Source organism: Streptomyces sp. NPDC026092, from assembly GCF_040638605.1.
In the GTDB taxonomy this organism is placed as follows: domain Bacteria; phylum Actinomycetota; class Actinomycetes; order Streptomycetales; family Streptomycetaceae; genus Streptomyces.
On the sequence record NZ_JBEZYN010000009.1, the window covers coordinates 11,416 to 34,525 of the forward strand.

Here is a 23,110-nt window from a genome sequence, read left to right on the forward strand (position 1 = left end):
GCCTCCGTACATGACCGCCAACCGCATTTCGCTCTCCGAACTCGAACAGGGCATCCCGTTCGAGCAGCGGCACATCGGGCCCGACGCCGAAGCCCGGGCCAAGATGCTCGCCCAGGTCGGCTACGGCTCCCTCGACGAGCTGACGGCCGCCGCCGTGCCGGACGTGATCAAGAACGCCGAGGCCCTCGGGCTGCCGGCCGCCCGCACCGAGGCCGAGGTCCTCGCCGAGCTGCGTGAGCTCGCCGATCGCAATCAGGTGCTCGCGCCGATGATCGGGCTCGGCTACTACGGGACCTTCACTCCGCCCGTCATTCTGCGGAACGTCATGGAGAATCCTGCCTGGTACACGGCCTACACGCCGTACCAGCCCGAGATCTCGCAGGGGCGGCTCGAGGCGCTGCTCAACTTCCAGACCATGGTCGCCGACCTCACCGGTCTCCCGACCTCCGGCGCCTCCCTCCTCGACGAGGGCACCGCCGCCGCCGAGGCCATGGCGCTCTCCCGCCGTGTCGGCAAGGTCAAGAACGGGGTCTTCCTCGTCGACGCCGACGCGCTGCCGCAGACCATCGCCGTCATCGAGACCCGCGCCGAGCCGACCGGTGTCGAGGTCGTCGTCGCGGACCTCTCGGCCGGTATCCCGGCCGAGATCGCCGAGCGTGGTGTCTTCGGCGTGCTGATTCAGTACCCCGGTGCCTCCGGCGCCGTGCGTGACATCAAGCCGCTGATCGACGCTGCCCACGAGCTCGGTGCGATCGTCACCGTTGCCGCTGATCTGCTCGCGCTGACGCTGCTCACCTCGCCCGGCTCCCTCGGTGCCGACATCGCCGTCGGTACCACCCAGCGGTTCGGTGTGCCCATGGGGTTCGGCGGCCCGCACGCCGGCTACATGGCCGTCCAGGACAAACACGCCCGCTCGCTGCCCGGCCGCCTGGTCGGCGTCTCCGTCGACGCCGACGGCAACCGCGCCTACCGCCTGGCCCTGCAGACCCGCGAGCAGCACATCCGCCGCGAGAAGGCCACCAGCAACATCTGCACCGCTCAGGTGCTGCTCGCCGTCATGGCCGGGATGTACGCCGTCTACCACGGGCCCGAGGGCCTCAAGGGGATTGCGCAGCGGACCCACCGGTACGCCTCCGTTCTTGCCGCCGGGCTCACCGCCGGTGGTGTCGAGGTCGTCCACGGCGACTTCTTCGACACCGTCACCGTCCGCGTGCCCGGCAAGGCCGCCGCGGCCGTGGCCGCCGCCCGCGAGGCCGGCGTGAACCTGTACCTCGTCGACGCCGACCACGTGTACGCCTCCTGCGACGAGACCACCGGGCGCGCGCAGATCGCCGCCGTCTGGGCCGCCTTCGGTGTCGACGCCGACATCGAGGCCCTGGACGCCGTCACCGAGGACGCGCTGCCCGCCGGGCTGCTGCGCTCCGACGCGTACCTCACCCACCCGGTCTTCCACGCGCACCGCTCCGAGACGTCGATGCTGCGCTACCTGCGCCGGCTCGCCGACCGCGACTACGCGCTCGACCGCGGCATGATCCCGCTCGGCTCCTGCACCATGAAGCTGAACGCGACCACCGAGATGGAGTCGGTGACCTGGCCCGAGTTCGGGCAGATGCACCCCTTCGCCCCGGTCGAGCAGGCGCAGGGCTACGTCACGCTCATCACCGAGCTGGAGGAGCGCCTCGCCGAGGTCACCGGCTACGACAAGGTGTCGATCCAGCCCAACGCCGGTTCGCAGGGCGAGCTGGCCGGTCTGCTGGCCGTCCGCGCCTACCACCGCGCCAACGGCGACGAGCAGCGCACCGTCTGTCTGATCCCGTCCTCGGCGCACGGCACCAACGCCGCCTCCGCCGTGATGGCCGGCATGAAGGTCGTCGTCGTCAAGACCGCCGACGACGGCGAGGTCGACGTCGCGGACCTGCGCGCCAAGATCGAGCAGTACCGCGACGAGCTGTCCGTGCTGATGATCACCTACCCGTCCACGCACGGTGTGTTCGAGGAGCACGTCGCCGACATCTGCGCCGAGGTCCACGAGGCCGGCGGCCAGGTCTACGTCGACGGCGCCAACCTCAACGCGCTGGTCGGGCTCGCCAAGCCGGGCAAGTTCGGTGGCGATGTGTCGCACCTGAACCTGCACAAGACGTTCTGCATTCCGCACGGTGGTGGCGGTCCTGGCGTCGGGCCCGTCGGTGTGCGTGCGCACCTCGCCCCGTACCTGCCGAACCACCCGCTGCAGCCGACGGCCGGTCCGGAGACGGGTGTCGGCCCGATCTCGGCCGCCCCGTGGGGCTCCGCGGGCATCCTGCCGATCTCGTGGTCGTACGTCCGACTGATGGGCGGCGAGGGCCTCAAGCGCGCCACGCAGGTGGCCGTCCTCGCGGCGAACTACATCGCCAAGCGCCTTGAGCCGCACTACCCGGTGCTCTACACCGGTCCGGCCGGGCTCGTCGCCCACGAGTGCATCGTCGACCTGCGCCCGCTGTCGAAGGCGACCGGCGTCAGCGTCGACGACATCGCCAAGCGCCTGATCGACTACGGCTTCCACGCGCCGACGATGTCGTTCCCGGTGGCCGGCACGCTGATGATCGAGCCGACCGAGTCCGAGGACCTCGCCGAGATCGACCGCTTCTGCGACACGATGATCGCGATCCGCGGCGAGATCGAGAAGGTCGCGTCGGGCGAGTGGCCTGCCGGGGACAACCCGCTGGCCAACGCCCCGCACACGGCCGCCGCCCTGGGTGGCGAGTGGAACCACCCGTACACCCGTGACGAGGCGGTCTTCCCGGCCGGTGTCTCGCCCGCGGACAAGTACTGGCCGCCGGTCCGCCGCATCGACGGCGCGTTCGGCGACCGCAACCTGGTCTGCTCCTGCCCGCCGCTGGACGAGTACGACCACTGACGAGCGACCGGCCGCTCGTGACGGCATGAACGCATGAGTCAGGGCCGGTTCGGAGAGTTCTCTCCGGGCCGGCCCTTGCGTGTTCCCTCGTACGGTGTCGTGCCTGACGTTGCCCCGACGTGCCGTCCTGCTGTCAGGCGGCGGTCGTCACGCCGGCCGTCGTCAGCGGGCGGTGCGGGGCGATGATCTGGCCGTCCGGCAGCAGTTCACCGGTGTCCTCGAAGAGCAGGACCCCGTTGCACAGCAGGCTCCAGCCCTGCTCCGGGTGGTGCGCCGTCATGCGGGCCGCCTCCCGGTCGGCGGATTCGGCGGTGGGACAGGCAGGCTGGTGCTGGCACATGGATGGGTTCTTTCGCTGCGTCGTGGTGAGTGAGTGTGTCGTCCTGCGGCTCGGTTCGGTGCTCATGGCCGCCCCCCGTTGTCGGTTCGGTTGGTCCAGTGTTCCCCCACGGACGACGATCCGCAGGTATTTCGCGGCAGCTCTTCCTACTGCATGAAGACGTATCACCCGCGCGGGCGGTTCAGCTCAACTGGGCGGTCTCTTCGGGTGGTTCGGGGTAGTCCTGCTGGGCTAGCCCGTAAGGGGAGGGGGTGTTCGAGGTGGTCGTTCGGCGACAACCCGTCCTCCCGGGGTGCGGGTTCGGGCAGCAGGGCGCCCCGCGGCCGGCCGGGCCGCGGGGCGTGGTGCGCTTCTCGAGGCCCGCTCAGGCCGGCGCCGGGGTGCCGAACAGCGGCGGGGGCGCCAGCCGCAGGGTGAGCACGGGCAACAGGTCGGCGACCAGGTGCGGCTGGTTCGCCGCGATGCCGGGCGGTGCCGGGGCGAGCGGGATCAGCAGGTCGTCAGGGTCGGGCGAGGACGAGGCCCCGTCGGACTCCGTGTCGCCGTGCAGCCAGAGCGTCAGCATGTACAACTCCGGTACGGACAGCAGCCTCGGCTGGTACGTCGTGGGCAGCGCCTCGGCCTGCAGCAGGGCGCGTTCGGTGGCGGTGACGTAAGGGCCCTCGAAGAAGTGCGAGAAGGACCAGCCGTCGGGGGTGAGCATGGTGTCGGCGGCGGCGACCGCCCGGTCGGTGCCCCGGATCAGGAAGCGCCAGCCGGCCAGCCGCGTGCGCGGCGGCTGCCCGGTCGGGGTGACCTGGTCCCGTACGTCGACGACCTGGTCCCGCACGTCGAGGACGTGGACGGGCAGGGGCAGCTCGGGGCTCAGCGGCCCCTGGGCCGCCCGCAGGGCGGGAGTTCGCGCCTCGCGGACGGCGGTGGGGGAACCGAGGGCCGCGAGGACACTGCGCAGGGCCGGCGCGGGGGCCGGGGAGGGTCGGAGCATGATGGGTCGCCTCTCGCTCAGGAGACACGGTGACGCGTGGGCAGGTACGACGGCGCTGTGGGCTGCCGGGCCGAAGGGGCCATGAAGCCATGGCCGGGTGCCAACACTCTGCCTCGTTCGCGGAGTTTATACGAGACGTGTTCACACGATGTTTCCGCTAGCGGTCGCCGATATTGCGCGCAAGGCCGCATCCGGTCTCGCTACGGAGGCGATTCATCGTATTTATGCCGGGTGCCGGTCGTCTGCCTGCGAGAACTTCACCGGAGCGGACGGCCGGATATCGACCCCATGCTTTCGATGAATATGTTCGGGGAATATGTCCATTGCCGGATGCCGTCGGGACGTGCCGGGCGATTGCTCGTTCCAGCCTATCGTTCAACGAGGGCGCTCCGCAGGCGTTATGGATCAATCGCGTGGGCATCATCGTTCCGTGACACGCGCGGCCGTCGCCGTGGCCGCCCGATCGGGAGGGAAGCTTCCATGGGGGAGAAGGTCGTGGCGGACAGGTTCGACCTGTCCGATCGGCAGCGATACCGCAGGAAGCTCCAGCAGTGCCTGGCGGGTCTTGCGAGGCTCCTGGCGGAGAAGCGGTTCGACCGGCCGAGGAATCTGATGGGCCTGGAGATCGAACTCAATCTCGCGGGTGCCGACGGCATGCCCAGGATGGTGAATGGGGCCGTCCTGGAACGCATCGCGAGCTCGGATTTCCAGACGGAACTGGGAAGATTCAATCTTGAAGTGAACATCGCCCCGCACCGGCTCGGCGGGCGCGTTTTCGATCGGCTCGCGGAGGAACTCACGACCGGCCTCGGATATGCCGATCGCAAGGCCCGTGAAGTCGATGCCGGCGTCATCATGATCGGAATTCTGCCGACCCTCGCCCAGGACGATCTCGTCTCCGAGAACCTCTCGGCCGTCGACCGCTACACCCTTCTCAACGATCAGATCGTCGCCGCCCGCGGAGAGGACTTCACCCTCGACATCCATGGCGTCGAGCAGTTGACCTGCACGGCCACCTCGATCGTCCCCGAGGCGGCCTGTACGTCGGTGCAGTTGCACCTCCAGGTCACGCCCGGCCGGTTCGCCGCCGTGTGGAACGCGGCGCAGGCCGTGGCGGCGGTCCAGATCGCCGTCGGCGCCAACTCCCCGTTCCTCTTCGGGCGCGAGCTGTGGCGCGAGTCCAGGCCGCCGCTCTTCACCCAGGCCACCGACACCCGGCCGCCCGAGCTCCAGGCCCAAGGGGTGCGGCCCCGCACCTGGTTCGGGGAGCGGTGGGTGGACTCCGCGTACGACCTCTTCGAGGAGAACCTGCGGTACTTCCCCGCCCTGCTGCCGATCTGTGACGAGGAGGATCCGCTCCGCGTCCTGGACCAGGGCGGTGTGCCCCGGCTGCAGGAGCTGGTCCTGCACAACGGGACCGTGTACCGCTGGAACCGGCCCGTGTACGGCTGGGTCGACGGGGTCCCGCATCTGCGCGTGGAGAACCGGGTGCTGCCGGCCGGGCCGACGGTCACCGACGTCGTCGCCAACGCGGCCTTCTACTACGGCCTGGTGCGGGCGCTCGCCGAGGACACCCGGCCGGTCTGGAAGCGGCTGCCCTTCGAGGACGCCGCCGCGAACTTCGACACCGCGTGCCGCCACGGGATCGACGCGGAGCTGCGCTGGCCGCGCCCCGGGCGCTCGGGCGGAGTGGCCGCCGTACCGGCCGTACGGCTCGTCCTCGACGAACTGCTGCCGCTGGCGGCGGCCGGGCTCGACGCCTGGCACGTCGAGCCGGCCGACCGCGACTTCTACCTCGGGGTCATCGAGGAACGGTGCCGGGCACGGGTCAACGGGGCGTCCTGGCAGGTCGACACCTTCCACCGGGCGCTCGCCTCCGGCCTTGACCGCGACGCGGCCCTCGCGGCCACGACCCGCCGGTATGCCGAGCTGATGCGGGGCGGCGAGCCGGTGCACCGCTGGCCGGTGGGGGTCGGGTAGCCGGGCGGACGAAGGGGCTGTACCGCTGTCGGAATGGCGCTCGGCGGGGGGCGTCACGCATGATCTCCGTACCCGGAACGCGATGGGGAATGGGAGACAGGTGTGGTGTCGGATCAACGAGTGGTGCCTGATGCCCTGCCGCCCGGCGGCCTTCCGCGCGGGATCCTGCGGTCCGAGACCCTGATCGTCCTGGCGCTGTCGCTCGGTGCGAGCGCACTGTCGTCCCTCATCAGCTTCATCGGTTCGCTGACCAAGCCCGGCGGGCTCAAGGAACAGGCGGCGACGCTCAACGGCTCGTACGCGCCCGGGCGGCCGTGGCTCGATCTGGCCTGGCAGCTCTTCGGCATCGCCACGGCGCTCGTTCCGGTCCTGCTCGTCGCGCATCTGCTGCTGCGGGAGGGCACCGGGATGCGGGCGATCGGCTTCGACCGGACCCGGCCCTGGCCCGACCTCGGCAGGGGTGCGCTGGTCGCGGCCGTGATCGGGAGCGCGGGGCTCGCCTTCTACCTCGCGGCGCGGGGCGCCGGGTTCAACCTGACCGTGGTGCCCGAGTCGCTACCGGACGTGTGGTGGAAGTACCCGGTGCTCATCCTGTCGGCGGTGCAGAACTCCGTCGTGGAGGAGGTCATCGTCGTCGGCTATCTGCTGCGCCGGCTCGGGCAGTTGGGGTGGACACCGATGGCCGCGCTGGTGGCGAGTTCGGTGCTGCGCGGCTCGTACCACCTCTACCAGGGCATCGGCGGCTTCATCGGGAACGTCGTGATGGGGGTCGTCTTCGTGTACCTCTACCGCCGCTGGGGGCGCGTCGGCCCGCTGGTGGTGGCGCACGCGCTGCTCGACATCGTGGCCTTCGTGGGGTACGGGCTGCTGGCGGGGCGGGTGGACTGGTTGCCCACGGTGTAGGGCAGCCCACGGTGAAGGGGCGTACGGCCGGGTGCCGTACGCCCCTTCACCATGTCCGGGGGCCGCGTCAGGCGTGCAGGTCGCCTTCGATGACCGTGACCGCGTCGCCGGTCAGCAGGGTGCGGTCGCCGCGCAGCCGGGTGCGGACGATGCCGGTACGGGCGCCGCCCTGGAACCCCGTGAGGTCGTCGCGGCCGAGGCGGGCGGACCAGAGCGGGGCGAGCGCGGTGTGGGCGCTGCCGGTGACCGGGTCCTCGTCGATGCCGAGGCGGGGGAAGAAGGCCCGGGAGACGAAGTCGTAGCCGCGCTCGGGCTGTTCGGCGGCGGCGGTGACGACGACACCGCGCTCGGCGAGGCCGGCCAGGGTCGCGAGGTCGGGCGCGAGGGAGCGTACGGCTGCCTCGTCGCGCAGCTCGACGACGAGGTCGCCGATGTGGGCGGCGGTGTCGTGGACCGCGACGACCTCGGCGCCGAGGGCCTTCTCCAGGCCGGCGGGGGTCTCGACGGGGGTGAGGGACGAGGTCGGGAAGTCCATGGTGATCGAGCCGTCCGGCGCCGCCGTCGCGCTGAGGATGCCGCAGCGGGCGGTGAACCGGACGGTCCCGGTCGCGGCTCCCGTGGTGTGCAGGACGTGGGCGGTGGCGAGGGTGGCGTGGCCGCACATGTCGACCTCGGCGACCGGTGTGAACCAGCGCAGCGCCCAGTCGGCGTCGCCGCCCGGGGGGAGGGGGTGGGCGAAGGCCGTCTCGGAGAGGTTGACCTCGGCGGCGACCTTCTGGAGCCAGTGGTCGTCGGGGAAGGAGTCGAGGAGGAGGACCCCTGCCGGGTTGCCGGAGAAGGGGCGGTCGGTGAAGGCGTCGACGATTCGGATCCGCATGGACCGGACCGTACCGTGACGGGAAAGTGGCAGGCCAAGGCCAATTCCGGAGGACTGGACCGATCCGTCCGGGGACGTGAACCACGGTCCGGCGTCGGGTGTTCCCGTCTGCCTGTGTCTGTGTCTGTGCCTATGACTTTGCCTACGCCTTGTCCGCCTCCCGGGCGGTCCGCTCCAGGCGGTCGCGGTACTCCTTCCACCAGGCCGTGTCGCCCGGGGGAATGCTGGTGTTGCCCTCGTTCATCCCCACGGCGCCGTCCATGAATTCCCGGAGGATGTCGGCGTGCCCGGCATGCCGGTGCGTGTCGGCGATGACGCGTACGACGGCGTGGTGCAGCGTCACCTCGTCCCTGCCCTCGGGCCACCAGGGCACGGTGCCGACCGTGTCCAGGGGCAGCGCGTCGATGGTCGCGTCCGCGTGCGCCCAGGCCCGGCGGTAGAGCCCCACGATCTGCCGGCGTGACTCCTCGGCGGTCGCCCACATGTCCGCGTTGGGCTCGGCGCCGGCCTCGACCCAGGGCAGGTCCTCGTGCGACGGCCTGCCGAAGGTGTCCCCGAGGTAGCCCAGCTCCACGCTCGCCGCGTGTTTCACCATGCCCAGGAGGTTGGTGCCGGTCGGTGTCATCGGGCGGCGGACGTCGTACTCGGAGAGCCCGTCGAGCTTCCAGAGCAGCGCGTCGCGGGCGGACTGGAGGTAGAAGCGCAGGTCGGCCTTGGGGTCCGTAGGGGTCATGGGGCCCAGTCTGGCGCTCGTGCGCGCTCCGGTCCGGGGATTTTTCGAGCCTGGTTGGCAAACGAAGTATTCCGATATATCGTTGAGGCATCGCGACCGTTCAACGATGTATACCCGATGGAAGGAGCGTTGCGATGCGTTCACATGGACACGAACACGGACATGGAGACTGCGGGCCCGGCCCTCGTGGCTGGGGCGGCTTCCGCGGTGGTGACGACGAGCGGCGGCGTGCCGCCTTCGGCCCGTTCGGGCCGGGGTTCGGCGGCGGGCCGTTCCGGGGAGGGCCGTTCCCCGGTGGGCGCGGTCATGGAGGCGGCCGGGGCCGGGCGCGGCGCGGAGACGTGCGCGCTTCGATCCTCGCGCTGCTGAAGGACCGGCCGATGCACGGCTACGAGATGATCCAGGAGATCGGCGAGCGCAGCGGCGGGGCGTGGAAGCCCAGCCCCGGCTCGGTCTACCCGACCCTGCAGCTCCTCGAGGACGAGGGCCTGATCACCAGCGAGAGCGAGGGCGGCAAGAAGCTGTTCACGCTCACCGAGACCGGCCGGACCGAGGCCGAGTCGGGGCCGGAGGCTCCCTGGGAGGAGGCCGGGCGCGGAGTCGACTGGGACGCCGTCAACGAGATCCGGCAGGCCGGCTTCGGTCTGATGGAGGCGTTCGGCCAGGTCTGGAAGACCGGCAGCGCCGAGCAGCGGCAGAAGGCCGTCGAGGTCATCAATGAAGCCCGTAAGAAGCTGTATCTGATCCTGGCCGACGAGGACTGACCTTCGGGGTCGGGGGAATACCGGAGGGCCCGTGCGGCGATCGCCGCACGGGCCCTCCGTGTGCGTGTGGGGCTCAGGCCACCAGGCCGGTCAGTTTGCGCAGCGACTCGTTCAGGGCCGCCGTCGCCGAGTCCTTCAGCTTGCCCGCCATCAGGGACACGGCGGCGCCCGTGAACTCGCCGTCGATCCGTACCGTCGTGGCGTCGCCGTCGGCGGCCAGGGAGTAGCGGGTCGCCACGATGACGCCCATCGGGCCCTTGCCGCGGATGGCCAGGACGCGCGCGGTCTCCAGCTCCTCCACCGTCCAGGTCACCTCGGCGGGGAAGCCCATCAGCTTCATGTTCTCCGCGAAGGTGGCACCCGTCTCCAGGGAGGCCGGGCCGCCGCTGGGGAAGTTGGTGTGGGTGGCGTTCCACTCGCCGTACGAGGAGAAGTCCGTCAGCTGCGCCCAGACCTTCTCGGCCGGCGCATCGATCCGTGTCTCGGCGCTGACTTCGGCCATACGACCACCCCTTCGCGGGTTCCGTCCGACTCTGGTGTCGCGGAACGTAGCCGGGCGGCCGTGAACATTCAATACTGATGAACCGTCAGTTCTTCGACGTCGCCGATCCACCAGATCTGCGCCGCGTCGAACCAGTCGGAGGCGCGCGGACCGCCGCTCTCGTCGTGGCAGTGGAACGCGGCCCAGAAGAGATCGGCCGGCAGCGCGTCCCGCGGCGCGTACACGCGGTAGACGTACTGCCGCCCGTCGAGCGCGAGCAGGGCGACCATCCAGAACATATTGAGGAGACGAAACGGGAGGGCCTCGTGGTTGCATTCGGGGCGCAGGGCAAGGCGGCGCGCGCCCCTCGGGCGTGATCGGGCGCAATCTCCTCCGTAAGGAGGAGGATCCGGTCGCCTGTGCCCAACTGTGGTGGGATGCGCACATGCTTCTCGCCGGGGATGCTCCGGCGGCCGTCGGCTGATGAGGTGGGAGCGTGCATAGTCCTGTCCCTCGCGTACCGCAGCAGCCCGCGTCCCACCGCCCCGATCTCCTCGCGTCCCGCCGCCCGGAGATCCAGCTCGGCCGCCTCACCGCCGAACTCGCGACGGTCGTGGCCAGCGCGCGCCGCCGGGCCCTGCGGGACGGCGACCGGCAGATCGACACCGCCCATCTGCTGCACTCCCTGATCGAGTCCGACCCCGAGGTGGGCGCGGCCTTCGAGGGCGGCCCGCCGCAGCTCGCGCGGGTGCTCGGCTATCTCGTCCAGCGCTCGATCGGCTACGGGCTTCGGTGGCGCGGCTCCGTAGAGGACTCCGGCGCCCTGGAGGTCGTACGGGACACGGCGGCAGCAGCGGCCGCGGCCGGCTGGTCGCCCACGGCGGCCGCCGCGATGGGCGGCGCCTGGGAGCGGGCCGCGCTGCGCGGCGACCAGCGGGCGCGGGGCCTCGATCTGCTGGCCGTCATCGCCGCGGACCCGGAGAGCAGGGCCGTCGAGGTGCTCGGCCGGGCCGGGGTCGATCCGCGCGCTCTCGCCGACCGGATCGGGGAGCTGTCTCAACAGGTGTGACGGGGGTGACGCTCCTGACGCCGTCCTGTCATGATGGCCCGATGCACGCGTCTCAGGGGAGAAGCGCCGGCCTGGGACTTGCCCTGGCCTCGGCCTTCGCATTCGGCGGTTCGGGTGTGGCGGCGAAGCCGCTCATCGAAGCGGGGCTCGACCCGCTCCATGTGGTGTGGCTCCGGGTCGCCGGCGCCGCGCTCGTCATGCTGCCCGTGGCCTGGCGCCACCGCGACCTCCTGCGGCGCAAGCCGGCCCTGCTCGCCGGATTCGGTCTCCTCGCCGTGGCCGGTGTCCAGGCCTTCTACTTCGCCTCGATCTCCCGGATCCCGGTCGGCGTCGCGCTGCTCATCGAGTACCTCGCGCCCGCGCTCGTCCTCGGCTGGGTCCGCTTCGTCCAGCGCCGGCCGGTCACGCGCGCCGCCGCGCTCGGCGTCGTCCTCGCCGTCGGCGGCCTCGCCTGCGTCGTCCAGGTCTGGTCCGGACTCACCTTCGACCTGCTCGGACTTCTTCTGGCGCTCGGCGCCGCGTGCTGCCAGGTCGGCTACTTCGTCCTCTCCGACCACGGCGGCGACGAGTCCGACCCGGTGGACCCGCTGGGCGTCATCGCGTACGGACTCCTCATCGGCGCGCTCGTCCTCACCGTGATCGCCCGGCCGTGGGGGATGGACTGGTCCCTGCTCGGCGGCGACGCGGACATGAACGGTACGGGTGTGGCCGCCTGGCTGCTCCTCGGCTGGATCGTGCTGATCGCCACCGTCCTCGCGTACGTCACCGGCGTCGTCTCGGTCCGCCGCCTCTCACCCCAGGTCGCCGGTGTCGTCGCCTGCCTGGAGGCCGTCATCGCGACGGTCCTGGCCTGGGTGCTGCTCGGCGAACACCTGGGGGCGCCGCAGATCATCGGCGGCGCGGTGGTCCTCGTCGGCGCGTTCATCGCCCAGTCGTCGACCCCGAAGGCGGCGTCCGTCGAGCCTGTGGCCGGTTCCGTACAGACCGCGCACGACGAATCCGAGTTGTCCGCCGGGCGGACCGGAGCCTAGGGTGAGGATCATGCATTCGGCCGTGCTTCCGCCTCCTGCCGCCTAGGCGCGGGCGGCGTTCTCTCTGACGAAGACCGGGCTCGGGCAGTCCCCGAGCGGTTCGTCGCTGCCCGCGTGCGGAGTCGAGCGACCACATCCCCTGTTTTCGTACGGAGAAGAAGCACGTGTCGAACTCTTCGCTGTCCTCGTCCGTGACGGCCATGCCTGCCGTCGGGCGGAGTCTGCTCTATCTGATCGTCGCCGGAATCGCCTGGGGCACCGCGGGCGCCGCGGCTTCTCTGATCTTTCGGGTCAGCGACATGGGGCCGCTGGCCCTCTCCTTCTGGCGGTGCGCCGGTGGACTCGTCCTGCTGCTCGGGGCGCTTGCCCTGCGGCCGCGCCGGAGTGCGGGCGCGGTGGCCGAGCCGCGCCGGAGGCGGCTGATCCGGATCCTCGGTACGGGGGTCGGTCTCACCGTCTTCCAGAGCGCCTATTTCGCCGCCGTCGAGGCCACCGGGCTTGCGGTCGGCACCGTCGTCACGCTCGGCGCCGGCCCCGTCCTGATCGCCGTCGGCGCCCGGCTCGGCATGGGTGAACGGCTCGGCCGCGGGGGAGCGCTGGCCGTGACCGGTGCTCTCCTGGGGCTCGGTGTGCTCGTCCTCGGCGGTGAGGGCGGCGAGGTCAGGCCCGTGGGGGTGGGGCTCGCCGTGCTCTCGGCCGCCGGGTACGCGGCGATCACGCTGCTCACCCGGTGGCTCGGGCGGGACGGGGGCGGCTCGGACGCTCTGTCGACGACCACGTGGGCCTTCGCGATCGGCGCGGTGGGGCTGCTGCCGATGGCTCTCCTGGAGTCCCCCGGGGGCCTGCTGCCGCGGACGGGTCAGCCGGTGGAGGTGCTCGTGCTGGTGATCTATGTCGCGGCGGTGCCGACGGCGCTCGCGTACGCGCTGTACTTCGCCGGGGCGGCCGTGGTCAGGGCCGCCACGGTGTCGGTGATCATGCTTCTGGAGCCGGTGAGCGCGGCGGTGATCGCCGTCGCGGTACTGGGCGAGGAGCTGGCCGCCGCCACGGCTGTGGGCACGCTGGTGCTGCTCGCGGCGGTGACGGGGCTCGCGCTCGCCGAGGCGCGGTCGGCCGCGGTGCGGCGGCGGGCCGCCGCTCCGGCCTAGTCCGAGTGCGGGGGGCGCCGGCGGGCCGCCGCTCCGGCCGGATCGATACGAAGGTGCCCTAGTTCGAGCTCGCGGGGCGGCGGCGGAGCTGGTGGGTCGCCGCCTCCGCGTCGCCTCTGGCGGCGCGCGTCGTCAGGCCCACCACGATCGCGTCCTGCACCGGTTCCGGCTTGTGATTGGCGTACTTGAACTTGGCGCGGACGTCCGTCACGTCGAGGCGTACGCCCCGCAGGCCCGCCAGCAGGCGGCCGAAAGGGGCCTCGCTTGGTGCGACCGGGGCGGTGCCGCCCTCCGGCTGGAAGTGGGCGACCTGGCGGTTGAGGAGCTCCGCCTTCTCCGCCGGGTCGTCGACCACGTGGGCCGTGCAGCGCAGTTGGACGGCGGCGTAGAAGGAGGTCGGCGTGCCGTGTTCGGGCGGGGCTCCCTCGGGGGCCGCCCACGGGCCCGGGACGTAGGCGTAGTCGTCGACCACGCTCAGCAGGACCGTGGGGTTCTCCTCCAGCGCCCGCCACAGGGGGTTGGGGCGGGCGAGATGGGTGAGCACCTGCCCGTAGGGGCCGGGCTCGGAGTCGTACCGGAAGTGCAGCGGCTGCACCCACGGCGGCTCGCCGGGCGGTCCGTTGACGGCGAGCTGGCCGAAGTCGTGCCGGGACAGCCACGTGCGCCACTCGTCGGAGTCGTGGGCGGCGTCCCAGGGGTGGATCAGCATGGCGGGTCGGTCCTCAGGGGGTGGCCAGGTAGGCGGGAAGGGTGATCGACGGGTCCAGGTCGTCCGCCGGGATCGGGGTGCCGTAGGTCTTGCGTACCGGGACCACGCCGGACCAGTGGGGGAGCGTCGCGTCCTCCGGGTCGTCGTTCGGGCCGCCCGTGCGGAGCTTGGCGGAGACCTCGTCGAGGTCCAGGCGCAGGACGGCCGTCGCGGCCAGCTCCTTGGCGTTGGCCCGGCGGGAGTCGGCGGCGCGGCCGGGGACGACGTGGTCGACCAGGGCGTCGAGGGCGGTGCGCAGCTCCTCGGGGTCGGTGACCTGGTGGGCCGTGCCGTGGACCACGACGGAGCGGTAGTTCATGGAGTGGTGGAACGCCGACTTGGCCAGGACCAGGCCGTCGACGTGCGTCACCGTCAGACAGACCGGCAGCCCGGGGGCCTCCTCGCCCGAGCCCGCCATGCGCAGGGGGCGCGAGCCGGTGGAGCCGTGGACGTAGAGGCGGTCGCCGATCCGGCCGTAGAGCGTCGGCAGGACGACGGGCGCGCCGTCGCGGACGAAGCCGAGGTGGCAGACGTACGCCTCGTCGAGGATCGAGTGCACCAGCGCGCGGTCGTACGAGGCGCGGTCGCGGGAGCGGGTCGGGACGGTCCGCTCGGTCGGCTTGTAGGCGTCTACGGCGTCTGCGGCGTCTGTTGGCGTGGCCGTCGTCATTGCGATCTCCATTGCACTAGTGCATAATGTCGTTTGTGCTAGGAGAGTATCGGATCGAAGGTCGTCGCGCATCGGAGATTGCCGCCAGCGTCGAGCGCGGGGTCGGTACGGGTGCGCTGGAGCCCGGTCAACTTCTTCCGCCCATGCGGGAGTTGGCGGGCGCGCTCGGCGTGAACCCGAACACGGTCGCCGCCGCGTACCGGACGCTGCGCGAGCGCGGGGTCATCGAGACGGACGGGCGGCGGGGCAGCCGGGTGCGGGCCAAACCCGCGACGACGGCCCGCGGGTCGATCCGGGTGGAGGCGCCGCCTGGCGTACGGGACGTCAGTCAGGGCAACCCCGACCCGGAGCTGCTGCCCCCGCTCGGCGCGGCGTTCGCCGAGGCCGCGCGGCGGGAGGCGGAGCGGCCCGGGCTGTACGGGGAGGCCCCCGTGGACGAGGGGTTCGCGCGGCTCGCGCGCGCCGCGTTCGACGCGGACGGGGTCCCCGACGGGCCGATCGCCGTCACCTCGGGGGCGCTGGACGCGATCGAAAGGGTCCTCGCGGTCCACCTCAGGCCCGGCGACGCCGTCGCCGTCGAGGACCCCGGGTGGGGGAGCCTCCTCGACCTCGTACCGGCCCTCGGGCTGCGGCCGGTCCCGATCCCGGTCGACGACGACGGCCCGCTGCCGGCGGCCGTGGCGGGGGCGCTGCGCGACGGGGCGCGCGCGGTGATCGTCACCGACCGGGCGCAGAACCCGACCGGGGCGGCCGTGGGCGCCGAGCGCGCCGAGGCCCTGCGCCGCGTACTCGCCGACCACCCCGACGTGCTGCTCATCGAGGACGACCACGGGCACGGCATCGTCGACCTGCCGCTGTCGCCGCTCGCGGGGGTGACCCGCCACTGGGCCTTCGTACGGTCCGTGGCCAAGGCCTATGGGCCCGACCTGCGGGTCGCCTGCCTGACCGGCGACGCCGAGACCGTCGACCGGGTCCTCGGGCGCCAGCGGCTCGGCCCCGGCTGGGTCAGCAGGATCCTCCAGCGCGCGGTCGCCCACCTGTGGGCCACGGGCGCGGTGGACCCGGCGGCCGTCGCGAGGGCGTACGCGGCGCGGCGCGACCGGCTCGTACGGGCCCTGGAGCGGCGCGGGGTCGAGGCGTACGGGCGGAGCGGCATGAACGTGTGGGTCCCCGTCGCCGACGAGACGGGCGCGGTGACCCGGCTCCTCGGCGCGGGGTGGGCGGTGGCTCCCGGCGCCCGCTTCCGCCTCGGCACCGGACCGGCCGTCCGGGTCACCGTCTCCGGCCTGCGGCAGGAGGACATCGAGCCCCTGGCCGACGCGGTCGCGAACGCGTCGGGACCGGCGCCGGCCAGGAGCTACGGCTGAGGCTTGGGGCGGGGTGCTTAGGTGCGGGCTGCCGGGTGGCGGTCCGGGGTCGGTGCTGCGGGGGCGGAAGAGGTCCCCTGGGCGATCGGTGTGGTCTTCGGGTGTCTGGACGGGGCTCGGCGCTGGGTCAGGGCCGCGCCCGCGAGGACGATCGCCGCGCCGACCGGGGTGTTCCACGCGAGCTGCTCGTCCAGGAGGGCCACGCCGGCCGCCGTGGCGATCACCGGGATGAAGTACGTGACCATCGACGCCGTCGTCGGGCCGACCTCGGCCACGACCCCGTACTGCAGGAGCATCGCGTACCCCGTGCCGAGCGCGCCCAGGGCGATCACGGCGAGCAGCGGAACGACCTCGACCGTCGACGGGAGCGACGTGAACAGCGGTGTCACCACCGCCAGTTGGAGTGTCGCGAGCCCCACCTGGGAGCCGGCGAGCGAGAGGTTCGACGCGCCCGTGCCGGCCAGCGTACGGCGGACATAGATCCAGCCGACCGCGTAGCTGAACGAGGCGAGCAGGGCCATCGCCGTACCCGTGACGTCCAGTCCGGAGAAGCCCTGCCAGGCGCCGAGCACCGTCAGGACCCCGATGAAGCCGATGCCGAGCCCCGCCGCGCGCACCCGCGTCGGGCGGTCCTCGGAGAGCGCGACCAGCGAGAGGACCATGCCCCACAGGGGTGTCGTGGCGTTGCAGATGCCCGCGAGCGTCGAGGGGATGGTCAGCTCGGCGTACGAGAAGAGCGAGAACGGCAGTGCGTTGAGCAGGAACGCGGCCACCGTCAGGTGGAGCCAGGTGCGGCGGCCGCGCGGCAGCCGCTCGCGCTTGATCAGCATCGCGACGGCCAGCACCGCCGTACCGAACAACAGGCGGCCGAAGGTCACCTGGAACGGCGCGAACCCCTCCGTGCCGACCTTGATGAAGACGAAGCTGAAGCCCCAGATCAGGGCCAGTACGCCGAAGCGGACCCGCCAGTCGAGAAGGCGTGAACGGCGGGAGGGGGAGGCTTCGGGAGCGGCTTCGGCGGAGGCGGGGGAGGTGAGGGAGGTGGCGGAGGCGGGGTCGGCGGGCGGAGAGGTCGCGGAGCTCATGCCCCTAAGGGTGGATGCTTCAACCTCGTAGAACAAGCGAGATTAAGTGAAGCGCTCCCCTTAGTATTGCTTACATGTTGAACCTGGAGCGCTTGCGGACCCTGGACGCCGTCGCACGGCACGGATCGGTCAGCGGTGCGGCCGACGGCCTGCACGTCACCACCTCGGCCGTGTCGCAGCAGCTGTCCAAGCTGGAGCGGGAGATCGGCCAGCAGTTGCTCGCCAAGAACGGCCGGGGTGTCCGGCTCACCGACGCCGGGCTGCTGCTCGCCGAGCACGCGGCGCGCATCCTGTCGCAGGTGGAGCTCGCGCAGGCGGACATCGAGGCGCAGCGCGGACAGGTGGTCGGCGAGGTGCGGATCGCGGCCTTCCCCACGGCGGCGCGCGGGCTGCTGCCGGGCGCCCTCGCCGCGCTGCGCACCGCCCACCCCGATCTCCGCGTCAAGACCACCGAGCTGGAGCCGGAGCAGGGTATTCGTGAGGTCCTGCGGGGCGACGCCGACCTCGCGATCGTCCTGGACTGGAGCAACAAGCGCGCCCCGGTGCCGGGCGGGCTCGAACGCGTCCACCTCCTGGACGACGCCGCGGACGTCGCCGTCCCCGCCGGGCATCCGCTGGCCGGGCGGGACGAGGTGGACCTGATCGACTTCGGCGACGACGACTGGGTCTCCTGGCCAGAGGGCGAGTTCTGCCACGACTGGCTCATGTTCACCCTGCGCTCGCAGGGCATGGAGCCGCGCATCGCCCATCTCGCGGGGGAGCACCACACCCAGCTCGCGCTGATCGCCGCCGGGCTCGGGGTGTGCGTCACCCCGCGCCTCGGTCGCGGACCGACACCGGAGGGGATCGCGTTCGTGCCGGTACGGCAGAAGGTGAAGCGGCACATCTACGCGACCTGGCGCGGCGACGCCGACCGGCGGCCGTCCATCCGGGCGGCGGTCGAGGCGCTGCAGGGCGTCGGGGGGCCGCTGAGCCTCTGAGGTGCGGGGCGGAGACGTGCGTACGTCTCGCCCGGCCCTTCAGAGGGAGGCCAGCTTGCGGAAGTCCCAGGACGCGACGGCGTCCGGGGTCAGCTTCAGCCAGGCGTGCCGGCCGTCGTGCGGCATCACGTCCAGGCCGAAGTTCTTGGCGGCGAACAGCCGCTCCGGCACGTCGAGTTCGGGGCACGGTTCGCCGGTGCGCGGGGCCTCGCCGACGAAGACGGCCGTGCCCGACAGCTCGGCGCCCCGCAGCTCTCCGTACTCCACACCGTCGTCGACGACCACCGCGATCCGCGGATTCGCGCGCAGCTCCGCCCAACGGCGGCTCCTGGTGATCGAGTAGAGCCAGAGCGAGGTGCCGTCCCAGACGAACCAGAGGGCGCCGACATGGGGGCGGCCGTCCGCGGAGACGGTCGCGACCCGGCAGGTGCGCTGTTCGGTGAGGAAGCTGTCCAGCTCTTCCGGGGTCATCATGATCCGGCGTCCACGGCGCTGTGCGACGGTCATCGTCCGCCCCTTCTCTGTCATTCCGATGGAGTCCCATGGATTCTGATGGAATGTCAGAAATCATGGGCGCTCTTCCCTCCTGGGGCAAGGGTGGCTAGCCTCCCCCGCCCGGAGTACGCCAGACGCGGTGCGGGGACAGGGGAGACGATCATGGCCAGTGGGAAACAGTGGGCGCAGCTCCAGGAGCAGCTCGAACCGGCCGGAACGGTGCTGCTCACCGTCGAGTGCCAGCAGGGAGTCGTCGGCCGGGACAGCGCCCTGCCCGAACTGGCCACCGCCGTCCGCTCGTCGGGCGCGCTGGCCAACGTCGCCCGGCTGGTCGCGGCCGCGCACGAGGCCGACGTCCAGGTGCTGCACGCGGTCGCCGAACGGCGGCCCGACGGGCGCGGAGCCAATACCAACGCCCGGCTCTTCCGGGCCGCGGCCCGGCTGCCCGTCCAACAGCACAGTGGGAGTACGGCGGTTCGCATCGCCGAGCCCATCGAGGTCTCCGAACAGGACCTGATCGTACGGAGGTTGCACGGGCTCTCGCCCCTCGCCGGGACCGATGTGGACCCGCTGCTGCGCAACCTCGGCTGCCGCACGCTCGTCGTCACCGGCGTCTCGGCCAACGTGGCGATCCCCAACGCCGTCTTCGACGCGGTCAACCTCGGATACACCGTGGTCGTGCCCGGGGACGCCATCGCGGGGGTGCCGGCCGACTACACCCCCGCGATGATCCGTCACACGCTCGCGCTCGTCTCCACCGTCACCACGACGGAAGACGTGCTGAGCTGCTGGAAGAGCCCGCGGCGCGTCACGCGCGCGTGAAGCACCCGACGTGCGTCACGCGCACGTCAAGCGTCCGAGGTGTGTCACGCGCACGTGAAGAGTCCGAGGTGCGTCACGCGAGCGTGATCGAGTCCCCCTCCACCTTGATCGGGGTCGGCGGCAGCGGCGCGGTGGCGGGGCCGCCCTTCACGCTGCCGTCCGACGCGTCGAACTTGCTCTGGTGGCAGGGGCAGGTGATCACCCCGTCGGCGACACCGCTGACCGCGCAGCCCTGGTGGGTGCACTTGGAGGAGAAGGCCTTGAACTCGCCCGCCTTCGGCTGGGTGATCACCACGCCCTGACCGTCAAGGACCTTGCCGCCGCCCACCGGGATGTCCGCCGTCTTCGCGAGCGCGGCTCCGGCCTCCTGCGGCGCGTCCGCCCCGCCGCCGCTGCCCTTGTCGTTCGTGCCGCCGCCTCCGCAGGCGGTCAGCGCCGCCGCCAGGCCCGCGCCACTCGCCGCCGCGACGACCGTCCGACGTGCCACACCACTCATCGCACTCCCCTTGCGTTCCGATCGGTTCCCCATCGGTTTCGACGGGACCGGTTTCGTTGGGACCCGTTGGGACGGGACCAGATTCGATCTCCTTGCGGAGTGAGTACGCGCCGGGGTACCGAAACGTTCAACCCTTCGACGAGTCGGCGCGCAGCGCCGCCAGGACTTCGCCCGCGAGGGCCACCGGGTCGCCGGCCGGACGCGTCGGGTACGTCGCGTGGCCGCGCGCCCAGGTGTCGTCCACCGCGAACCAGTCGATCGCGGCCGGAGCCGTACCGCTGACGAGAGCGCGGTCGAGATCCGCGAAGTACGTGCGCCAGCGCGGCCCGTACAGGTCCTGGAGGAGCCCTGACCACTCGCGGTTGGCGTAGTCGCGCAGGCCGCCCTCGCTCGGCACGCGGTCGCCCCAGGTCGTCAGGATCGAGCGGGCGTCGTATTCGAGCCGGTCGCGCTCGGCGGCGTCCGCGCCCCAGGACCGGGCGTCGGTGAGCCACGGCCCGAGCAGGAAGCGCCGGTCGGAGCCGACCAGCCGACCGAGCAGCTCGATGTCGGCGTTCCACTCGCCCACCAGGGCCCGGAAGCCGGCCAGGTCCTTGGCCTCGTACGCCGACTTGATCCGGGGGAGGAGGACCCGGCTGCGGTTGGTGAGCGCCTGGCGGGCCACGTCGACCAGGTCGTAGCGGTACGCGTCCGTGGTCCGCAGTGCCGGGGCCACCTGGAGCAGCTCCGCGAGCGCGAGCTCCACGCTCGCCGGGTCGTAGCGCATCGTGGACGGGCTCCACCGCGCGGCGCGGACCGCCGTCAGGCTCGGGCGGGCGGTGAAAAGGCTGTCCTGCGGCTCGCTCCAGCTGCCGGAGGGCATGCTGTACGGGCCGAGGCGCAACTGCTCCCAGGCGGCGGTCGCGTGCGGGTCCTCACCGCCGTAGCGGCGGGCGGCGTACGTGGCGAACCAGGACGCCTGGTCGATCGGCTCGCGCTGCCAGGCGAGTTCGGTGAACAGGTCGAAGGCCGCGGGGCTGCCGCCGGTGGCCTCCGGCAGGTACGCGATGCCGCGCAGCGCGCTGTCGGGCTTCGCCAGCCACGCGTGGAAACGGCTCAGCCACGCACCGGTGTTGGCGCCCAGACCGCTGTGGCCGCCGAAGTTGGGGATCGTGCCGAAGGCGTAGGGCGTACCGCCCCAATGGGTCTCCCGGTCCAGGTCGTCGTACCGGTCGGAGAGGCCGTCGACGACGAGGAGTCGGCTGCGGTCCACTCCGTCGAGGAGGGCCGCCGACGGGTTGTCCTGCCAGCCGAGCATGACCCAGGTGGCGCCGGGATGGGCGGTCTCCAGGGCCTGTTGGACCGCGCCGGCCGCGCTCGGGACGTCGACGGGACCGGAGCTGCCGCCCTCGTGCAGCAGGTCCATCTTGAACATGTCCGTGGCGCCGAACCTCTCCCGCTGCACGCGGTAGAAGGTGGCGGCCACCCGGTCGAAGACGGGTCCCGTCGGGTCCAGCCAGTCGGGGCGCTCGAACCCCACCCAGTTGCCCTGCGGCACGGTGACCGCGCCGGGGTTGCGGTCGGCGAAGCCGGGCGGCACCGTGCCGAAGAAGCCCGGCAGGACGGGGGTCATGCCGAGCGCGCGCAGCCGGTCGGCGATCTTTCGGCCCAGTTCCGCGCGGGCGTCGACGAGTTGGTGGGAGACGGGGCCCGCGAAGCCGGACAGGTTCTGCAGCAGCCACCAGCCCTGGTGGGCCGGACCGGGAATCCACGCACGCAACTCGGCCTCGCTGTAGCCGAATTGCCGGAAGGTCTCGTAGTACGTGTACTCGGCGCCGGTCGGGACGAAGACCTCGTTCACGCCGTGCAGCGCCATCAGGTCGATGTCGCGTTGGTACGAGGTGAAGTCCCGGTACGCGCCGGAGTAGCCCTCGTCGGTGTCGTTCAGGGCGTAGCGGTGGGGCACGCTCGCCGTGCGCGTGATCTCGCCGTCGACCGCCGGGAGCGTGGCGGGCAGGCGGCCGAGGCTGTCTCCGGGCCAGCCGATGTCGACCCCGGCGACGTGCTCCAGGTACCACCCGGCGCCGGTGAGCAGCGTGGCCGGTGACGTGCCCCGTACGACGATGGCCCCGGCCCGGCCGGAGACGGCGAAGGAGTCCTCCTCGGAGCCGGCGGCCCGGGCGATCGGGACGAGCGTGAACTGCGCGGCCCGGGTGGCCAGCAGACGCTCAAGTGCGGCGCGGGCGGGGGCGGTGTCGAAGGCGGGGGCCTTCCGGTCGGCGGTGGCCGTGGGCGTCCGGGCGACCGTGGCCGCCCGGGGGTCGGCTGCGGTGGTCGGGGTGGCGGGGAGCGCCAGCGCGGTCGTCGCGGCCAGCGCCACGACGGTGAGCGTCCTACGGACTCGAAGGACCAGGTGACTGCCCATCCAGCTCTCTCCTCGGAGTGGTTGACGCATGATCAGCTCACTGTCCGACGAACGACCGGCCCCGTGCCGCAGGCGGAGCCGGTTTCCGGCGGCGCTCATCCGTGCGGGTGCAGCACCGGGCGCACGTGGCGCCCGGTGACGTGCATAGCGCATGTCAGGTACGCGACGGAAGGCCGCGTACCGGGCGCACGCCCGTGTACCGAGCGCACGGATACGTACCGTGTGCACGGACGCGTATCGAGCCACACGGACGCGTACTCGGCGCACGGACGCGCATTCAGCGCACGGCCTGCTTCACCAGCTCGCCGACGCGCGCCTCCACCTCGGGCGTCACCTCCGTCAGGGCGAAGCCCGCGGGCCACATGGGGCCCGCGTCCAGTCGCGCCAGGTCGCTGAAGCCGAGCGTCGCGTAACGCGCCTTGAACTTCTCCGCGCTCTGGAAGAAGCAGAGGACCTTGCCGTCGAGCGCGTAGGCGGGCATGCCGTACCAGAGCTTCGGCGCGAGGGCGGGGGCGGCGGCGGTGATGACGGCGTGGAGGCGCTCGGCCATCGTCCGGTCCGAGTCCTGCATGTCGGCGATCTTCGCGAGCACGTCGCGTTCCGCCTCCGCCGCCTTGTCGGCGCGCGAACCGCGCCGCGCCGCCGCGCGCAGCTCCTGCGCGTGGTCCTTCATCGCGGCCCGCTCCTCGGCCGTGAAGCCCTCGTACGCCGTGCTGGTCGTGTTGCCCGTCGTGGTGATGGCCTTGCTGGTCATGGCTACTCCCGTCGTGGTGGGCCGGCGGCCCGTTCGTTGTGGTCACAGCCTCGCCCGGCGGGGGTACGGGCCGCCTCCGTGC

The 23,110-nt window shown here is 72.0% G+C and carries 23 protein-coding genes; 10 read left to right on the forward strand and 13 right to left on the reverse strand.

The features are described from left to right. Positions 1-10: 10 nt before the first annotated feature. Entirely contained in the window at positions 11-2,896 is a 2,886-nt protein-coding gene (gene gcvP, locus AB0F56_RS16610) for an aminomethyl-transferring glycine dehydrogenase (protein WP_362009561.1), read from the forward strand. Positions 2,897-3,029: 133 nt separating this feature from the next. Here gcvP and AB0F56_RS16615 read toward each other — a convergent pair whose 3' ends face one another. Both AB0F56_RS16615 and AB0F56_RS16620 read right to left on the reverse strand, forming a co-directional pair. Further along, positions 3,030-3,236 (reverse strand): DUF5999 family protein, encoded by a 207-nt coding sequence (locus AB0F56_RS16615; protein ID WP_362009564.1) that lies wholly within the window; start codon positions 3,234-3,236, stop codon positions 3,030-3,032. Positions 3,237-3,600: 364 nt separating this feature from the next. Next, the gene (locus AB0F56_RS16620) at positions 3,601-4,221 is read right to left on the reverse strand and encodes a hypothetical protein (RefSeq protein WP_362009566.1); all 621 of its coding nucleotides are present in this window, start codon (positions 4,219-4,221) and stop codon (positions 3,601-3,603) included. A 480-nt stretch (positions 4,222-4,701) separates the two neighbouring features. Here AB0F56_RS16620 and AB0F56_RS16625 point away from each other — a divergent pair, with 480 nt between their 5' ends. Both AB0F56_RS16625 and AB0F56_RS16630 read left to right on the forward strand, forming a co-directional pair. Continuing rightward, complete coding sequence (locus AB0F56_RS16625) at positions 4,702-6,201, forward strand: glutamate-cysteine ligase family protein (RefSeq protein ID WP_362009569.1); 1,500 nt, start codon at positions 4,702-4,704, stop codon at positions 6,199-6,201. Positions 6,202-6,324: 123 nt separating this feature from the next. Further along, entirely contained in the window at positions 6,325-7,104 is a 780-nt protein-coding gene (locus AB0F56_RS16630; protein WP_362009572.1) for a CPBP family intramembrane glutamic endopeptidase, read from the forward strand. Positions 7,105-7,171: 67 nt separating this feature from the next. On the opposite strand, the gene AB0F56_RS16635 is transcribed toward AB0F56_RS16630, so the two are convergent. Then, on the reverse strand, positions 7,172-7,981 hold the full coding sequence (locus tag AB0F56_RS16635) for a PhzF family phenazine biosynthesis protein (RefSeq protein ID WP_362009575.1): 810 nt from the start codon (positions 7,979-7,981) through the stop codon (positions 7,172-7,174). A 142-nt stretch (positions 7,982-8,123) separates the two neighbouring features. Then, positions 8,124-8,714: a DinB family protein gene (locus tag AB0F56_RS16640; RefSeq protein WP_362009578.1), complete on the reverse strand. Its 591-nt coding sequence runs from the start codon at positions 8,712-8,714 to the stop codon at positions 8,124-8,126. 134 nt (positions 8,715-8,848) lie between these two features. Between AB0F56_RS16640 and AB0F56_RS16645 the strand changes: the two genes are divergently transcribed. Then, positions 8,849-9,478, forward strand: coding sequence for a PadR family transcriptional regulator (locus tag AB0F56_RS16645; protein WP_362009580.1), 630 nt, complete (start codon positions 8,849-8,851; stop codon positions 9,476-9,478). A gap of 73 nt (positions 9,479-9,551) precedes the next feature. Here the strand turns inward: AB0F56_RS16645 and AB0F56_RS16650 are convergent, their stop codons facing one another. Together AB0F56_RS16650 and AB0F56_RS16655 are read right to left on the reverse strand one after the other, a co-directional pair. Next, on the reverse strand, positions 9,552-9,980 hold the full coding sequence (locus AB0F56_RS16650; protein ID WP_362009583.1) for an SRPBCC family protein: 429 nt from the start codon (positions 9,978-9,980) through the stop codon (positions 9,552-9,554). 68 nt (positions 9,981-10,048) lie between these two features. After that, the gene (locus AB0F56_RS16655) at positions 10,049-10,258 is read right to left on the reverse strand and encodes a hypothetical protein (protein ID WP_362009586.1); all 210 of its coding nucleotides are present in this window, start codon (positions 10,256-10,258) and stop codon (positions 10,049-10,051) included. A 197-nt stretch (positions 10,259-10,455) separates the two neighbouring features. Here AB0F56_RS16655 and AB0F56_RS16660 point away from each other — a divergent pair, with 197 nt between their 5' ends. From AB0F56_RS16660 to AB0F56_RS16670, 3 genes are all read left to right on the forward strand, one after another. Next, entirely contained in the window at positions 10,456-11,028 is a 573-nt protein-coding gene (locus AB0F56_RS16660) for a Clp protease N-terminal domain-containing protein (RefSeq protein WP_362009587.1), read from the forward strand. A 41-nt stretch (positions 11,029-11,069) separates the two neighbouring features. After that, positions 11,070-12,059, forward strand: coding sequence for an EamA family transporter (locus tag AB0F56_RS16665; protein WP_362009590.1), 990 nt, complete (start codon positions 11,070-11,072; stop codon positions 12,057-12,059). Positions 12,060-12,259: 200 nt separating this feature from the next. Further along, positions 12,260-13,207, forward strand: coding sequence for a DMT family transporter (locus AB0F56_RS16670; protein WP_362010286.1), 948 nt, complete (start codon positions 12,260-12,262; stop codon positions 13,205-13,207). Positions 13,208-13,265: 58 nt separating this feature from the next. On the opposite strand, the gene AB0F56_RS16675 is transcribed toward AB0F56_RS16670, so the two are convergent. Together AB0F56_RS16675 and AB0F56_RS16680 are read right to left on the reverse strand one after the other, a co-directional pair. Next, the gene (locus AB0F56_RS16675) at positions 13,266-13,916 is read right to left on the reverse strand and encodes an FMN-binding negative transcriptional regulator (protein ID WP_362009593.1); all 651 of its coding nucleotides are present in this window, start codon (positions 13,914-13,916) and stop codon (positions 13,266-13,268) included. A 13-nt stretch (positions 13,917-13,929) separates the two neighbouring features. Then, positions 13,930-14,625: a pyridoxamine 5'-phosphate oxidase family protein gene (locus tag AB0F56_RS16680; RefSeq protein ID WP_362009596.1), complete on the reverse strand. Its 696-nt coding sequence runs from the start codon at positions 14,623-14,625 to the stop codon at positions 13,930-13,932. Positions 14,626-14,660: 35 nt separating this feature from the next. Here AB0F56_RS16680 and AB0F56_RS16685 point away from each other — a divergent pair, with 35 nt between their 5' ends. Then, on the forward strand, positions 14,661-15,992 hold the full coding sequence (locus tag AB0F56_RS16685; RefSeq protein WP_362009599.1) for an aminotransferase class I/II-fold pyridoxal phosphate-dependent enzyme: 1,332 nt from the start codon (positions 14,661-14,663) through the stop codon (positions 15,990-15,992). Positions 15,993-16,009: 17 nt separating this feature from the next. Here the strand turns inward: AB0F56_RS16685 and AB0F56_RS16690 are convergent, their stop codons facing one another. Continuing rightward, positions 16,010-17,077 carry a DMT family transporter gene (locus tag AB0F56_RS16690; RefSeq protein WP_362009601.1) on the reverse strand — a complete coding sequence of 356 codons (1,068 nt, stop codon included), beginning with the start codon at positions 17,075-17,077 and terminating at the stop codon, positions 16,010-16,012. A 74-nt stretch (positions 17,078-17,151) separates the two neighbouring features. On the opposite strand from AB0F56_RS16690, the gene AB0F56_RS16695 reads away from it, so the two are divergent. Next, complete coding sequence (locus AB0F56_RS16695) at positions 17,152-18,057, forward strand: LysR substrate-binding domain-containing protein (protein WP_362009604.1); 906 nt, start codon at positions 17,152-17,154, stop codon at positions 18,055-18,057. A gap of 39 nt (positions 18,058-18,096) precedes the next feature. Here AB0F56_RS16695 and AB0F56_RS16700 read toward each other — a convergent pair whose 3' ends face one another. Next, a complete protein-coding gene (locus AB0F56_RS16700; protein WP_362009606.1) occupies positions 18,097-18,564 on the reverse strand; it encodes a pyridoxamine 5'-phosphate oxidase family protein in 468 nt (155 codons plus the stop codon). Between the two features lie 150 nt (positions 18,565-18,714). Between AB0F56_RS16700 and AB0F56_RS16705 the strand changes: the two genes are divergently transcribed. Then, positions 18,715-19,374 carry a cysteine hydrolase gene (locus AB0F56_RS16705; protein WP_362009609.1) on the forward strand — a complete coding sequence of 220 codons (660 nt, stop codon included), beginning with the start codon at positions 18,715-18,717 and terminating at the stop codon, positions 19,372-19,374. Between the two features lie 73 nt (positions 19,375-19,447). On the opposite strand, the gene AB0F56_RS16710 is transcribed toward AB0F56_RS16705, so the two are convergent. The 3 genes from AB0F56_RS16710 to AB0F56_RS16720 form a co-directional block, all read right to left on the reverse strand. Beyond that, entirely contained in the window at positions 19,448-19,870 is a 423-nt protein-coding gene (locus AB0F56_RS16710) for a Rieske (2Fe-2S) protein (protein WP_362009612.1), read from the reverse strand. A 127-nt stretch (positions 19,871-19,997) separates the two neighbouring features. Then, positions 19,998-22,274, reverse strand: a complete 2,277-nt coding sequence (locus AB0F56_RS16715; protein WP_362009615.1) for an alpha-N-acetylglucosaminidase — start codon at positions 22,272-22,274, stop codon at positions 19,998-20,000. A gap of 277 nt (positions 22,275-22,551) precedes the next feature. Further along, a complete protein-coding gene (locus AB0F56_RS16720) occupies positions 22,552-23,028 on the reverse strand; it encodes a hypothetical protein (protein ID WP_362009618.1) in 477 nt (158 codons plus the stop codon). Between the last annotated feature and the right edge of the window lie 82 nt (positions 23,029-23,110).